Genomic DNA, 14,923 nt, shown 5'->3' with positions numbered 1-14,923 from the left:
TCTTATTTCCCAGAAAATAATAATTGAAGTGCTTTTTTCATGAAATCATCTGTCGTTTGCAAAGTGTCATTTCCTTTAAGCAATGGTCTTATTTTCGACAATTCTCGCTCGGAGTATCCAAGTGCCGTTAACGCTAACATCGCTTCTTCTAAATCATGCGTCGATTGACCATCGTCAAACAAAGTCGGTCCGTCGCTTTCAAAAGTAAATTGCTCTGCATCCATTAAATCATTTAACTTGCCTTTTAAATCAAGAATCATTTGCCTAGCGGTCTTCTTCCCTACGCCGGGAAACTTCACTAAAAAGGCTTCATCTTCTCGTTCAATCGCTTGTATAACATGAGAAGGAACTCCACTCGCCAAAATTGCAAGTGCCCCTTTAGGTCCAATTCCCGAAACAAGAATTAGCTTTCTAAATAATTCTCTTTGAGATAAGTCTAGAAATCCCATAAGCTGCTGTGCATCTTCTCTCACATGAAAATGTAGAAATACTTGTATTTCTTCCTCACTTTTTCGAAAAGCAAATGGGTTTGGCGTTAATAATTGATAGCCAATCCCTTGTTGCTCTAATACTACATACTCTGGTGTTACACGAGTAACTTGACCTTTTATGTAATCATACACGGATGCATCCCTCACATTCAACGACTATAGTGTATCACAACAAAGAAGGCCGCTCTTTGCCCGAGCGACCAACTCTCCAATCAACCTTTTACATATGACTTAAATTATAGCATAAATTCGGCCATTCCGTTAACGCTTTGTTCGTATAAGGTACTAACTGTTCGATAAATTTTAGTTTTCTTTCTTGCGGTAAAGCAAATGCATATAACCATTCCCGATACAACTCGTTCGGATAAATGAGCGCTTCTCGATGTTTCAAAACAACTTCTTCTAAAGCGGGGAATTCTTCCAACAAAAACGAAATATTATAGTCAATCGTCGGCAAGACACGATGTATCCACAATATTTCTTCCACTTCTTTTGGCCCTAACACCGCAAGATCAAAATCAATCATTTTATATGCAACTTCATTGGATAAAAAATTATGATGCACGACATCTCCATGTAACAACGTCATTTCATCACGAGAAAATGGTTTCATCTGACTAAGTGCATACTCACCGTACTCTAAAAGCATTGCAATTTGCTCTTTTTCCAAATAAAACGCTAAAAAATACGAAATATCTTTCATTTTTTCAAATCGATTTTTCCATTTTCCGATTAAATCAAAATGTGGAAGCAATCTATTTTCTTTCCAATCCACGTATTGAATTGTTTCATGCAAACCTTTTAATAATTCATGCACATGTTTCCTATCTTCTTCATTCGCATAATCCACGGAATGCGTTCCTTTAAACCATGGTTGTACGATAAAGTCAGATTGCGCTGTCTCGATTACTGGTAATATAAACGGAACTTTTAAGTAGAGTAATTCTTGATGAATAGACCGTATTTTTTCTGCCTGTTCTATTGTTGGATATTTTTTTACAGAAAATAACCCATTCTCATTTTCCCATTTCCAAACATTCTTTTTTATTTGCCGAATATAGTAACTCACTTTCTAAAACGGCTGAAATGGGGGACATGGATATACAGGGACAAAGCATACGTGAGCACAAGGCATCCCTCCATGCCCTTGCATTTGTTGTTGCATATGAGGGTGCATTTGTGGATGCATTGACGGGAGCATTGGTTGGAACATATGTGGATGCATTTGGTGATGCATAAATGGGAATGGCTGCATTTGTTGACATGGGTCACATGGTTGCATTTGTTGGCATGGATCGCACGGAAACATTTGCGGGAAAATAGGAGTTGCTTCTTCCACTACTGGTGGTGGTACTTGTTGTACTGGTGGAGTTGGTTTTGGTGGTGGAATCACAGGAACTACCGGCGTCGATGGTACTACTGGAGTTGTAAATTCCACTTCACGATTATCATTGTGTATATTAATATGAATCGATGTTGATTCGATTAATCTCCATCCTCCTGGAGATTGCGTCATATCTAAATCTGGAACTGGCTTTGGTTGCGGTTGAATAGGTATTATTGGTACTGGAATTGGTACTGGACGCACTTGTTGCTTAGGTGGTATCGGATGGGATGGTTGAATCGGACGCATTTGTTCTTTCGGATGAGTTGGATGGGATGGTTGAACTGGATGCATTTGCTGCTTCGGATGAACAGATGGCGTTGATGGAACGGGACGCATTTGTTGCTTCAGATGAGATGGTTGAATTGGCTGCACTGGTTGAAAACTCGGATGTGTTCCGGGATGCTGTTGGATGTTTATTTCCTCCCTCATTTCAGATTTTTTGTTCACTGGGCGATGCTCACTAAAAGGATGATTAATCGATTCCATTTTTTTCGTTTCAGGAATAAAAATCTTCATCCCTGGCACAATGTATTCTGGATTAGCGAGATGCGCATTTAATTTCTTTAACTCTTCAAAGGAGACATTGTAGCTTCTTGCTATTTTCCAAAGAGTATCTCCTTTTGTTACAATATGAATATGCACAGTCTTCCTCCTTCCTTCTCCTTAAAATATGTACATCAATTTCAAATGGTCACATGTTTTTAAAACAAACAAACTTCCCTTCATGTTAAACTTATGAAAAGACAACAGGTAGTTATGCAAAAATGGGGGGATTTTAATTGAAAAAGTTAAAAGGAGCAGAGAGAAGAGAATGGATTTTTTCTTTTTTACAACAACAATCAGAGCCAATAACAGGCACTAAGCTAGCAACTTTAGCAAATGTAAGCAGACAAGTAATCGTAAATGATATTACCTTACTAAAAGCAACAAATGCACCTATCATTTCTACAAGCCAAGGATATTTGATCATGCCAAGTAATGAAAAATCCTCCTATGTTCAAAAACGTGTAGCTTGTTATCACAAATCAAAAGATTCCGAAGATGAATTACTGACACTCGTAGATGCTGGAGTGACAGTCGAAAATGTAACAATTGAACATCCTGTATACGGCGAGTTCACTTCTTCAATAATGGTGTCGAACCGTCATGATGTCGAAATGTTTTTACATAAGGTAAAAGAAACAGAAGCAACTTTTTTACTAGAGCTTACATCAGGCGTTCATTTACATTTGTTGTCCGCAGCAACAGAAGAAATAGTAGATCGCGGCATCGAAGCTATAAGGAAAAAAGGGTATGTGATAGAAGACTGAAAAGATATGCTAGAAAAGTAATTTCTGGCTCGCTCTAGGCTTCACATTGGGCTATACGATGAACGATAAAACTTTTAAAGCTTGTTGTAAGTGGCTGCGCCACTTACAACAAGCTTTTTCTTCGGTCATCGTATGGCAATTGTTCGCCTTTCGCTCGCTAGAAACTTCAGGACCAGGTAGGGAAATGCTTTTGGCAAAGGAGAAGCAAGTCGGTTCTATCTACTTTGCAGGCTGCCAAAGATACAATTTTGGCAGCTCTTTGTAATCTCTTTTGCGACGAGTAACCGCAGGAGCAGGTTTTTAGAAAGGGACACTTCTACATTTGAACAGAAAGTGGAAAAGTAGAGGACCAATTTACTTCATATGAAAATTATCGGTCTATTTTTACCTAGAAGTACTGATGAACTTTTTTCTCTTCCTCTGACATGAAAGGGCTTTATTAGAAAGAACATGAATACACTCTCATAAGCAGGAAGAATGTAGTGAAAAGCGGCGAATCGGGTGGGATTATCGGACAGGTGAGACCCGCAGCGAAACGAGGAGGCTCACCGTCCGCCCCACCGAACCCGTCCACTTGTAACGAAATCCACTCCTCCATTCACTCATATACTTTCTTTCAAAAAAAGAAGCACCTATTTAATAGGCGCTTCGCTTCTTGTTTCATATGTATTGTAAGAGCCAAGTGACTTCACTTCGCAACCAAGAGCTTTCAATTCTTCCATTGCACCAATCATCATCGGCCTTCTCTCATCCTCTAACACATCTACAATAAAAAAATAATGCCCTAAACCAGTCTTCAACGGCCTAGATTCAATTTTACTTAAATTGAGCTGTCTCCATGCAAAAACAGAAAGCACTTGATGTAATGCCCCAGAACGATCATCCTTCGGCAATGTAACCATAACCGTTGTTTTCACTTGATTGATATGCCCAGACTTTTGAATGCAATGGTTTTTTTTCGAAAGTACGAAAAAACGAGTATGATTAAAATGGAAATCATGTATATTCTGCTCTACAATTTCTAATCCATATTCAACTGCAGCAGATGCATTTCCAATAGCAGCAATGCACGCTTGCTCATTTTCTGATACATATTTGGCTGCCGCCGCTGTCGAAGTCGATTGTTCGAGTGGAACTTTTCCAAATCGATAATACAAATACTTATGACATTGCGCTAAAGCATGTGGATGTGAATAAACCGTCGTAATTTCTTCCCACTTTTCTTTATTGTTCGGATGAACCATTAAATGCTGCTCAATTGGTGCTTGTATTTCGGCGATCACGTACACATCAGCTTCATGAAATAAATAATCAATTGTTAAAGGTACAATACCTTCTAGAGCATTTTCCACTGGAACAACCGCAATATCGACTTTACCATTTGAAACTGCCTCGATACATTCTGGAATCGTGCGAATTGGAACAAGCATTTCATCTTGAAATAAAGCTTTTGAAGCTAAATGTGTAAATGAAGCTTGTGGGCCAAGAAAAGCAACCTTTTGAGTAGACATTTAAAATCCTCCTTATAAAGCACCGGAACTAATTACTTCTGCTGATTCTACAAAATCCAGTCTCTTCATCTCATTCACAAACTCATCCAATTGCTTGCTCATCGCTGTTACATCAAGTGATAATGTAACACTCGCTCGCCCCTGAATTGGAATCGTTTGGTGGATCGTTAAAATATTACACGTAGAATCTGCAACTAGCTGTAATAATCTTGCTAAAGTACCTTCTCTATCTTCTAATTGTAAAAATACCGTTAATATTCTTTCTTGTACAATCGAATGAAATGGAAAGACCGCATCTCGATACTTATAAAAAGCACTACGAGATAAATCTACTTCTTTCACAGCATCCCATATAGAAGATACTTTTCCAGATTGCAGAAGATGTTTTGCTTCCAACGTTTTTTGCATAGCTTCAGTAAGAACATCCTCCCTTACTAAATAAAAACGCTGATTAGTTACATCCTTCATACGGTCCCCTTCTTTCTTTATTCGATAAATTCAAACTCGAATTTCAATAGTCGAACGATATCGCCATCTTTTGCACCACGTTCACGCAATGCATCGTCGATCCCCATACCACGTAATTGTCTTGCAAATCTGCGGACAGAATCTTCACGGCTGAAATCAGTCATTTTGAATAGTCTTTCTACCGTTCCACCGGATAGAACAAAAGCTCCATCGTCGTCTCTTGAAACAGCGAAACCATCTTTTTGTCCTTCATGCTTATACATAACAGACGTTTCTGTTTCTTCTTCTACTAATTCCTCTAATGGATATTCAGGTGCCACTTCTAATAAATCAGCAATCGCAAATAGCAATTCTTGAAGTCCTTGACGAGAAATTGCAGAAATCGGGAAAATTTTCGTTTCCGCTCCTATTTTTTCTTTAAAAGCAGCTAAATTTTCTTCTGAATCAGGCATGTCCATTTTATTTGCAACAATAATTTGCGTTCTTTCTGTTAAGCGAAGATTATATTGTTTTAGCTCTTCATTAATCGTCACATAGTCTTCATACGGATCTCGACCTTCCATACCAGACATATCAATTACATGCACAATAACACGTGTACGTTCAATATGACGAAGGAATTGATGGCCAAGTCCTATCCCTTCATGTGCACCCTCGATTAGACCAGGTAAATCTGCCATTGCAAAGCTACGTTGATCTTCTGTTTCAACCATCCCTAAATTTGGAACGATTGTTGTAAAGTGATACGGCGCAATTTTTGGTTTTGCAGCAGATACAACTGACAATAAAGTCGATTTACCCACACTTGGGAATCCAACTAAACCAACATCCGCTAACACTTTAAGCTCCAATGTAACCATTAACTCATAACCTGGCTCCCCTTTTTCAGAAAGCTCTGGTGCTGGGTTAGCAGGAGTAGCAAAACGAGAATTCCCTCGGCCACCACGGCCACCTCTAGCGATGATTGCTTTTTGTTCATGCTCAACTAAGTCAGCGATAACTAGACCAGTTTCTTCGTTCATCACAACAGTACCTGGAGGAACTTTTATAATTAAATCATCTGCATTTGCTCCGTGCATATTCTTACTTCCACCATGATCTCCACGGTTCGCTTTGAAATGGCGTTTATAACGAAAATCCATTAATGTACGAAGACCTTCGTCTACTACAAAAATAACGTCTCCACCATTTCCTCCATCTCCACCAGCTGGACCACCTAGGGGAACATATTTTTCACGACGGAAACCAACCATTCCATCTCCGCCGTCTCCACCTTTGACGTACACTTTCACGTGATCTACAAACATTTATTTCACTCCAATCTATCTCTTCCAACTAATATAAATTTAATATTTGACTCTGTGTTCATTTCCTTCTCAACACTAAATAATCCTTTAAAAGATTCCTTAACCCAGATATATGGAGACCAGCATCCTGCAAGTTCGACATGAACTTCTAATCGTTCATTTGCCTTAATTTCTACTTTAAGCAGTTGTTCTCGGTATCCTTCCAACTGTGCATAAACAGATTCCACAAATCGTTCTAAATAATCTTTTAAAGGCTCATCGAATTTATCTAACCCATTTTTTTGAAGGTAGGAATGAATTTCTACAGTCAATTTATTATGAGTCCAACTAACAGTCTGTAGCCATACATTTGTTTTATGCAATCCTGCATTATTTAAGTCAAAAAATTGACTACATTTCAATGAATATGCTTGAATAAGTTTTTTGGCTTCTTCCTGTCTACCAAGATCTAAATTCATTTGTATTAGATGCATATTATTTAAATAATCATGCATGGAATGACGCAATACTTCATTTACAGATAATCGCTTTAAACTCATCGTTGTATCCACACTCCATATTAAGCTGACCTTCCCTTAGTATAACAGGAATGCTCGCTCTTTGCTCTGAAGTGACGACCAATTTATTTGTTTAAAAATAAAAAAGGACCGCATAAATGCAGTCCTTTAAATTATTAATTAAGCTTCTTGAGCTACAGGATATACACTTACTTTTTTCTTGTCGCGGCCGAAACGCTCAAAGCGCACTACACCGTCAACTTTCGCAAAAAGTGTGTCATCTCCACCACGTCCAACGTTTTCACCTGGATGAATTTTAGTCCCGCGTTGACGGTACAAAATTGAACCACCTGATACGAATTGTCCGTCAGCACGTTTAGCGCCTAGACGTTTCGATTGAGAGTCACGACCGTTACGAGTCGAACCTACTCCTTTTTTGGATGCAAAAAACTGAAGATTTAATTTTAACATATGTTCCACCTCCTACTTTTTGAAGGTTATTTTTATATACTTGGCATAATCTTGCTCAATCGTTTGTAAAGAAACAATCATCGCTTCTAAAATTAGCTGTATTTGAGCAGCCTTTTCTAAATTTGATATGCTTGGAACCTCGACATATAAATAGCCTCCGTCCCCTTTTTGCTTAATAATGGGCGTGATTTCCGTAAGTGCGATTACAGCATTAACTGCACCAAAGGATACAGCAGAAGCTCCTGCACATACTAAATCTTTTCCGTGTTCCGCAAAATCAGCATGGCCTTTCATCTCGAAAGAATGAATATGACCCGATTGGTCTTTTGTTATAGTCACTTTAATCATCTTATAAACTAATAGATTCTACTACTAATTTAGTGTATGGCTGTCTGTGACCTTGTTTTTTGTGATAGTTCTTTTTCGCTTTGTATTTGAAGACTGTAATTTTTTTAGCTTTGCCATTTTTTACAACTTTCGCTGTAACTTTAGCACCTTCCACGAATGGAGCGCCAACTTTAACATCTTCTCCACCTACGAATAAAACTTTTTCAAAAGTTACAACTTCATCAGCATTAGCATCTAATTTTTCAATGTAGATTTCTTGCCCTTGTTCAACTTTGATTTGTTTACCACCAGTTTCAATAATTGCGTACATACTTGCACCTCCTCTTAGACTAAGACTCGCCCTCTCTAAGGTGATTCAATTACTTGAACACTTAAACCTTTTCAGTGCGGTTGTAACAACGGGTGCTGTTACAAACAATAACATTAAAATATTATCACATAGAAAAAAATGAGTCAAGTACTTTTCGACAATTTCTCAAAAGCTAGCTTGTACTTTCGGAAATTCCAATACGAATAGTTTTGGAACATTAATAATAAAAAGATAAACGAAATGGATAACGCTCTCGGAAAATAATATAAACTAACACTAAAAATAATCGTACTGCAACAAAAAGAAAAAGCGATCATTTCAGTATATTTATTCGGTATAAATACATATAATGCTCGTCCACCATCCAAAGGATAAATTGGTAGTAAGTTTAGACACAAAATAGCCATTTGCGTAAAGAGCATTACATCTTTTTGAGGAAATTCAACCAAACTACCAATTATAAGGAGCAAAAGAGTAAAAAAAGGTCCAGCTATTATAACGAATAATTGATTCTTTTTTTCTATTTTGGAAAATTGCTGCATGCTTATCTCCCCGCCATAAGGCAATATTGTACACGAGTTTACTTTTATCCCGATCAACTTAGCAGCTAACAAATGACCAAGCTCATGAAATAATAAAGACCCGAAAACAATGGCATACAGAGCAATTTCACCAGATAAATAAAAAAATAGAAGAAACGGAATCATAATAGGATGGATTTTAAAAAGCCTCTTATTCATTCGTATTAGATAGCCATTGAACAAGATTGCTCACTTCTAAAGTTTCTCCCTCTTTTTCTACTTCAATATAAAGTAATTCATTTTCAACGGAAGCAAATATATCCCCAGCACTGATTGTTGTATAAGGTAATTGATAAAAATCCTCTACATATCCATAAGTAGCTGTTTCGCCTGTATCGTAAAGAATGGAAAGTGTTTTTCCAGTTTCTCTTGTATAGCCAGTAAATATGACAAGCCCATTTTCGGATGCATACAGCTCTTGTGATTCATTGATAGATAAAATAGCTCCTTTTGAAAATGGCTGAATAGATTTATATTCGATTAAAGGAGGGGTTGTAATTGGTGCGCTGACGCTAATCATATCACCTCGGTCATTCACCCACGCAACAACTTTTTTATACACCTCACTTGGCTTTTGAGGTGCAAGAAGTGAAGCAGCATAATTCGTTGATAACAAACGATCATTTTCTAATTTACTGAGCATGATAAACAGCACTGCAAATGCAAATGCAAATATCCATTTTTTTTTCGAAAACATAATATCCCCCCTAGTAAGAATGTATGAGAGGAACGACATTTTCATGAAGAAAAAACAAGCCGATTCCAAATATTTTGGAGTCGGCTTGTTAGTCTTTGCTATTTACTTTGTAAAAATAGATTTAATTTTAGATATAACACCTTGTTTAGGTAAATCCATTGACATTAATGGTACCGATTCACCTAGAATACGGCGTGCAATATTACGATAACCTAATGCCGCTCTATTCGTTGGGTCCATTACGACAGGTTCCCCTTTATTTGATGAAGTTATGACACTCTCATCATCCGCAATAATACCTAATAGATCAATAGATAAATGCGTTGTAATTTCATTAATATCAAGTGCTTCGCCTTTATTCATCAAATGCTGGCGAATGCGATTAATAATTAACTTTGGCGGGCTAATAGACTCTTCTTGTTCCAACAAACCAATAATTCGATCCGCATCACGAACAGCAGAAATTTCTGGCGTTGTTACAACAATTGCTCGGTCAGCACCTGCAATTGCATTTTTATAACCTTGTTCAATTCCTGCTGGGCAGTCGATTAACACATAATCATAATCACGTTTTAACTCCGTCACAAGTTCTCTCATTTGTTCGGGATTTACTGCATTTTTATCTGTCGTTTGTGCTGCAGGTAGCAAATAAAGTTTATCTTCAAAACGTTTGTCTTTCACAAGCGCTTGATGGATTTTACAACGCCCTTCTACAACGTCTACTAAATCATAAATAATTCTATTTTCAAGACCAAGCACTACATCTAAGTTTCTTAGACCGATGTCCGTGTCCATTAAACAAACTTTTTTTCCTTGCAAAGCCAATGCAGTTCCAAGGTTTGCAGTTGTAGTCGTTTTACCGACGCCACCTTTCCCTGAAGTTATTACGATTGCTTCCCCCACATTAGCTTCCTCCTTTAAATGTTGATAGATTCGGTCGAATTAATCGAAGCTCTTGCAAACGATCAATTGCGATTGTTCCATTTGTATGTAAGTAAGCACATTCCATTTCTGGATGCTCAGATAATACGCTCAACTCGTCCGTCATAGTTTCCACTACATTATCAATAATAAGATGAGTTGCTTCTAACCATGACGCTGCAATAACTGCATCTCGGTTCCCATTTGATCCGGCATGCGCAATCCCTTTTAGTCGGCCAAGGACAAAAACATTTCCACCGGCAACTACTCGACCATTTGGATTGACGTCTCCAATTACTACTAAATCTCCTACTGCAGTAACTATTTGACCAGAACGAACAATGCCTACAAACGTTTCCGACTGATTTTCAAGTAAACGATTATTACATTCTTCTACTGTCATCACTTCGCTTTGAATTTTCGTCACACGAAGATGCTCCGTTTGCTGAACACAATTAATAATCTCTTTCTTTTGATCGTCATTACAATAACGATTACCTAACTGTAATAATACTTCTGCTTGACCTTCAAAACCTTCATCAGAAACCTTTTTCGCTAACTCTTCTAAAAGCTCTGAATATGAACACTGATCGTCTAGGCGTAATACAAGGCCTTCTTTCGTTCCTTTTATAGATATTAACTGCTTTTTCGTCAATCAAGTCACCTCAGATTTGCTGCTTAAACAAAAGCATTATTTTGGAATCGTCAATGCTTTTTGTTTAAATCGATTTAGAAGAATATATTTAAAAACCCATCCAAACATACAAATAAACACCGTATTAGCGATTACCGTAGGAATGAGATTAAACTGATAAAAATCTGAAAATGTTATACTTTTTATCCCACTGATTGTATAAAACAAAAACAATAATTGCTCTACTAAAATCACTAAAACTATTGTAAGAACAGTAGTTACAAGTAGATGCTGATGAATATACTTAACGATAAAACTAGCCAATAAACAAATTAGCGGATAAATAAAAGAATATAATCCAATAATATCAATGAAAAACACATCATACAAGAGTCCAAAAAACAAAGCATAAATCATCGCCTTTTTACGATCATAGTAAACGGCAACAAATATTAAATACATGATTAAAAAACGAGGAACTAACGTATAAAAACTGTCATTCAATTCAATAGGCGAAAAAAGTCCAAAAATCGGTTCCATATAAAATAATAGAACCGAAATAATGACGACTAGTAAACGAATCATGTACCTTCCTCCGCCTCTGCTTTTAAATCTGCCTCCGTATTATCGCCGTCCGTTCCATCAATCGGAGAAATCGAACGATTTGCAATAACAACATGATCTAAAATAGAAAATTCAGCTGATGGCTTCACATATGCTAGCTTAGTTAACCCATAATCATCCGTTGTAACTTCTGTAACTTCTCCAATTAAAATACCCTTCGGAAAAATCCCACCTAAGCCAGATGAAGTAACTTTTTGTCCCTTTTTCACTTCAAAATCAGAATCAATTCGTTTTAAAATTAATTCTTTACGCTTTTCATCATATCCTTCTATTAAACCAAAAACTTCTTCTTGATCTGCTATAACTGCTGAAACTCTGTAGTTAGGGTTTTGAGTTGATAAAAGCTCAACGGTAGATGTATATGGAGTTGTTAAAATAACTTTTCCAATCAAACCAGTAGATGTCATAACTGCCATATTCACACCTACACCATGGATAGCTCCTTTATCAATAATAATCTTTTCTTCCCATTGATCTGGATTTCGAGCAATTACTGTTGCTTGAATTGGATTATAAGCACGAAGGTCTTCTGTTTTATCTAAAAGAGTTTTTAACTCTTTATTTTCAATGGCTAAATCATTCACACTTGCTTGTAAGGAAGCATAATCTTCTAATCTTGCTTTTAATCGTTGATTTTCGTCATATGTATTAAGCAAAGACTCTACATTGCTAAAAACACCAGTAACATACTGGGTCGGTTTGGAAAAGATAGCTTGTCCAAAGCCGACCACATCTTTAATAAGTTGTTCTGGCAAAGATGCATGATCACGATCTCGCAAAGAAAAGCTGATGAGTGCCACAAGAAATATCATTCCTACAAGCAGCAAAATTAATCGCTTATTTGAAAAAAATTGTGGCATGGCTCATTTCCCCTTACCCTCTTGTTTGTTGGCGTCGAATTAAATCCATATGATCTAGCGCTTTACCAGTACCAATGGCAACGCAATCTAATGGGTTTTCTGCTATAAATACAGGTATATTTGTTTGATCACTAATTACTTTATCTAAATTTTTCAGTAGTGCTCCACCACCAGTAAGCATAATACCACGTTCCATTACATCAGCTGATAGTTCAGGAGGTGTTTGCTCCAGTGTTTTTTTCACACCATCAATAATAGAAGTAATAGCTTCACGAAGAGCACCTGCAATTTCTTCCGAAGAAACTTCAATCGTTTTAGGAAGACCAGTTACTAAATCACGGCCACGTATATCCATACTATCTTCTACACCAATTACTCGTGCAGAGCCAATCTCTACTTTAATCGCTTCTGCAGTACGTTCACCAATCGTTAAATTATACGTTTTGCGAACATAGCTAGTAATAGCTTGGTCCATAGCGTCTCCGCCTACTCGTACCGATTCACTTGTTACAATTCCTCCAAGTGAAATAACTGCTACTTCTGTTGTTCCTCCACCTATATCAACGACCATACTACCAGTAGGTTCCCAAACAGGTAAACTTGCACCAATTGCTGCTGCAAAAGGTTCTTCAATCGTCACTGCATCGCGAGCTCCCGCTTGTTTAGCAGCATCTATTACAGCACGTTGTTCTACCGAAGTTATGCCAAATGGCACACAAATCATCACATTTGGTTTACTCCAAGACATGCCCGAAGCTTTCATACCATTTTTTAAATAATACTCAATCATTGCAGAAGTTGTATCAAAATCAGCTATAACGCCGTCTTTCATAGGACGAATCGCTACGATTGAACCCGGTGTACGACCGATCATATTTTTTGCGTCATTACCTACAGCTACAATTGCACCACTTTGTACATTTTTAGCTACAACAGAAGGCTCTCTTAATACAATGCCTTTTCCTTTAATAAAAACCAGCGTGTTCGCTGTTCCTAAATCTATTCCTACATCTCTTGATCCAAATCCAAACACTATTTTTTACTCCCTTTCTATCTCACACAAAGTTTCTCTTAGGTGTCTTAAAGTCATAAGTTTCATTATAACGGATAGAAAGAAAAATGCACAGTGTCACATGTACCCCTTTTCCTTTAAACTAATAAATTGATGATCTCCGATAATAACATGATCGAGCATTTCAATACCCATTAGTTGTCCAGCCTCTAATAATCGCTGTGTTACTTCGATATCTTCCGGTGAAGGAGCTGGATTACCTGAAGGATGATTATGAGCGCAAATTATAGAAGCAGCTGAACGTTTGACCGCTTCTCTAAAGATTTCCCTTGGATGCACAATCGATGCGTTCAAAGAACCGATAAAAATAGTTTGCTTATGAATTATTTGGTTTTTAACATTTAAAAAAAGTGTCACAAAATGTTCTTGCTTAAGCGAAGTCATATCTGTCATTAGATAAGTTGCTGCATCCTTAGGTGAACGAATCGTAAACTTTTCGTCTGTTTTTTGTTGTGACAATCGTCTTCCTAGCTCGACTGCCGCAAGAAGCTGAACCGCTTTCGCTTCTCCTATCCCTTTGACCGACATAATTTCTTCAAGCGATGCATTTTTCAATTCTTGAATTTGCTCGAAAAAAGTAAGAACGCGATTCGCTAAATGTAACACCGATTCTTGTTTCGTTCCCGTGCGAAGTAAAATGGCGATCAGTTCTTGATTGGATAAACTTGGAGCACCTTGTCTAATTAGTCGTTCTCTAGGTCTATCTGCCAAATGCACATCTCGAATCATTAAAGCTGGCGGTAAGTTTACTGTCATTTAGTTAACCCCTTTGCTGATTTCAATTAATTGAAGTTGCAGCAATGTTTGAAATAAACGACTAATAGGAAGCCCGACCACATTATTGTAATCACCTTGAATTTTTTCTACGAAAAGACCACTCATCGTTTGTATTCCGTAACCACCTGCTTTATCTAGCGAATCTCCTGATTCTACATAAGCATCTATTTGTTCATCCGACAGTTCATAAAACTTTACAAGCGTTGACTCCGCAAAAGCTAAACTTATACCCGCTCCTCGTATAGAAACTCCCGTAATCACATTATGCACTCTTCCAGATAATAGCTTTAAAAACTGTTTTGCTTCCTCTTTGTTCGTAGGTTTCGATAACAGAAGCTTACCAATTCTAACCGTCGTATCTGCACCGATTACTACAGCATCAGGATTTATTTCTGCTATAGCTATTGCCTTTAAATTAGCAATTTTAATAGCTAGATCCTCTGGTGTATAACTACCTTCTACTTTTTCGTCAATATTTGCTGGCTGCACACCAAATGGTATGTTTAGTCTACTAAAAATCTCTTTCCTTCTCGGTGACTCACTCGCTAAAATAAATGAATGTTTTGTATGAAGTTTCATATAAATTCCCCCTTTACATTAGAATACAAAAGAACTGGAAAAATGGAAATTGTCTATAAAACGACATAATTTCATTTT

General features: G+C 37.3%; 20 protein-coding genes and 1 other annotated feature. Of the genes, 1 reads left to right on the top strand and 19 read right to left on the bottom strand.

Annotation, left to right across the window (positions count from 1 at the left end):
- Positions 1–2 precede the first annotated feature (2 nt).
- The 3 genes from ruvA to RUH95_RS04980 form a co-directional block, all read right to left on the bottom strand.
- A complete protein-coding gene (gene ruvA, locus RUH95_RS04990) occupies positions 3–623 on the bottom strand; it encodes a Holliday junction branch migration protein RuvA (RefSeq protein ID WP_313891734.1) in 621 nt (206 codons plus the stop codon).
- An 88-nt stretch (positions 624–711) separates the two neighbouring features.
- Entirely contained in the window at positions 712–1,560 is an 849-nt protein-coding gene (locus RUH95_RS04985) for a phosphotransferase (protein WP_313891733.1), read from the bottom strand.
- Positions 1,561–1,563: 3 nt separating this feature from the next.
- Complete coding sequence (locus RUH95_RS04980; RefSeq protein ID WP_313891732.1) at positions 1,564–2,520, bottom strand: LysM peptidoglycan-binding domain-containing protein; 957 nt, start codon at positions 2,518–2,520, stop codon at positions 1,564–1,566.
- Between the two features lie 137 nt (positions 2,521–2,657).
- Here RUH95_RS04980 and RUH95_RS04975 point away from each other — a divergent pair, with 137 nt between their 5' ends.
- Positions 2,658–3,188 (top strand): transcription repressor NadR, encoded by a 531-nt coding sequence (locus tag RUH95_RS04975; protein ID WP_313891731.1) that lies wholly within the window; start codon positions 2,658–2,660, stop codon positions 3,186–3,188.
- 632 nt (positions 3,189–3,820) lie between these two features.
- Here the strand turns inward: RUH95_RS04975 and pheA are convergent.
- The 16 genes from pheA to RUH95_RS04895 all read right to left on the bottom strand — a co-directional run bounded on the left by pheA (position 3,821) and on the right by RUH95_RS04895 (position 14,845).
- Positions 3,821–4,699, bottom strand: a complete 879-nt coding sequence (gene pheA, locus RUH95_RS04970; protein WP_313891730.1) for a prephenate dehydratase — start codon at positions 4,697–4,699, stop codon at positions 3,821–3,823.
- Positions 4,700–4,711: 12 nt separating this feature from the next.
- On the bottom strand, positions 4,712–5,167 hold the full coding sequence (locus tag RUH95_RS04965; RefSeq protein WP_313891729.1) for an ACT domain-containing protein: 456 nt from the start codon (positions 5,165–5,167) through the stop codon (positions 4,712–4,714).
- Positions 5,168–5,184: 17 nt separating this feature from the next.
- Positions 5,185–6,474 carry a GTPase ObgE gene (gene obgE / locus RUH95_RS04960; RefSeq protein WP_313891728.1) on the bottom strand — a complete coding sequence of 430 codons (1,290 nt, stop codon included), beginning with the start codon at positions 6,472–6,474 and terminating at the stop codon, positions 5,185–5,187.
- A 5-nt stretch (positions 6,475–6,479) separates the two neighbouring features.
- The gene (locus RUH95_RS04955; RefSeq protein WP_313891727.1) at positions 6,480–7,013 is read right to left on the bottom strand and encodes a Spo0B domain-containing protein; all 534 of its coding nucleotides are present in this window, start codon (positions 7,011–7,013) and stop codon (positions 6,480–6,482) included.
- Positions 7,014–7,151: 138 nt separating this feature from the next.
- On the bottom strand, positions 7,152–7,442 hold the full coding sequence (gene rpmA / locus RUH95_RS04950) for a 50S ribosomal protein L27 (protein WP_090564003.1): 291 nt from the start codon (positions 7,440–7,442) through the stop codon (positions 7,152–7,154).
- A 12-nt stretch (positions 7,443–7,454) separates the two neighbouring features.
- Positions 7,455–7,790, bottom strand: a complete 336-nt coding sequence (locus RUH95_RS04945; protein WP_093496532.1) for a ribosomal-processing cysteine protease Prp — start codon at positions 7,788–7,790, stop codon at positions 7,455–7,457.
- Position 7,791: 1 nt separating this feature from the next.
- Complete coding sequence (gene rplU, locus RUH95_RS04940; protein ID WP_090564007.1) at positions 7,792–8,100, bottom strand: 50S ribosomal protein L21; 309 nt, start codon at positions 8,098–8,100, stop codon at positions 7,792–7,794.
- A gap of 12 nt (positions 8,101–8,112) precedes the next feature.
- Positions 8,113–8,192 (bottom strand) — a sequence feature (ribosomal protein L21 leader region).
- Positions 8,193–8,243: 51 nt separating this feature from the next.
- Positions 8,244–8,864 carry a M50 family metallopeptidase gene (locus RUH95_RS04935; RefSeq protein WP_313891726.1) on the bottom strand — a complete coding sequence of 207 codons (621 nt, stop codon included), beginning with the start codon at positions 8,862–8,864 and terminating at the stop codon, positions 8,244–8,246.
- A complete protein-coding gene (locus RUH95_RS04930; protein ID WP_313891725.1) occupies positions 8,833–9,378 on the bottom strand; it encodes a hypothetical protein in 546 nt (181 codons plus the stop codon). Before RUH95_RS04930 ends, RUH95_RS04935 begins: the two co-directional genes overlap by 32 nt.
- 102 nt (positions 9,379–9,480) lie before the next feature.
- Positions 9,481–10,281 (bottom strand): septum site-determining protein MinD, encoded by an 801-nt coding sequence (gene minD / locus RUH95_RS04925; protein ID WP_313891724.1) that lies wholly within the window; start codon positions 10,279–10,281, stop codon positions 9,481–9,483.
- A gap of 1 nt (position 10,282) precedes the next feature.
- Positions 10,283–10,954 (bottom strand): septum site-determining protein MinC, encoded by a 672-nt coding sequence (gene minC / locus RUH95_RS04920; protein ID WP_313891723.1) that lies wholly within the window; start codon positions 10,952–10,954, stop codon positions 10,283–10,285.
- Between the two features lie 36 nt (positions 10,955–10,990).
- On the bottom strand, positions 10,991–11,518 hold the full coding sequence (gene mreD / locus RUH95_RS04915; protein WP_313891722.1) for a rod shape-determining protein MreD: 528 nt from the start codon (positions 11,516–11,518) through the stop codon (positions 10,991–10,993).
- Positions 11,515–12,417, bottom strand: coding sequence for a rod shape-determining protein MreC (mreC, locus tag RUH95_RS04910; protein WP_313891721.1), 903 nt, complete (start codon positions 12,415–12,417; stop codon positions 11,515–11,517). The genes mreD and mreC overlap by 4 nt, the downstream gene beginning before the upstream one ends.
- Before the next feature lie 13 nt (positions 12,418–12,430).
- Complete coding sequence (locus RUH95_RS04905; RefSeq protein WP_313891720.1) at positions 12,431–13,450, bottom strand: rod shape-determining protein; 1,020 nt, start codon at positions 13,448–13,450, stop codon at positions 12,431–12,433.
- Positions 13,451–13,546: 96 nt separating this feature from the next.
- On the bottom strand, positions 13,547–14,245 hold the full coding sequence (gene radC / locus RUH95_RS04900) for a RadC family protein (protein ID WP_313891719.1): 699 nt from the start codon (positions 14,243–14,245) through the stop codon (positions 13,547–13,549).
- The gene (locus tag RUH95_RS04895) at positions 14,246–14,845 is read right to left on the bottom strand and encodes a Maf family protein (protein WP_313891718.1); all 600 of its coding nucleotides are present in this window, start codon (positions 14,843–14,845) and stop codon (positions 14,246–14,248) included.
- Positions 14,846–14,923 lie beyond the last annotated feature (78 nt).

The organism is Psychrobacillus sp. (assembly GCF_032154225.1).
Taxonomy (GTDB): domain Bacteria; phylum Bacillota; class Bacilli; order Bacillales_A; family Planococcaceae; genus Psychrobacillus.
This window is presented reverse-complemented; position numbering and strand designations above follow the sequence as displayed.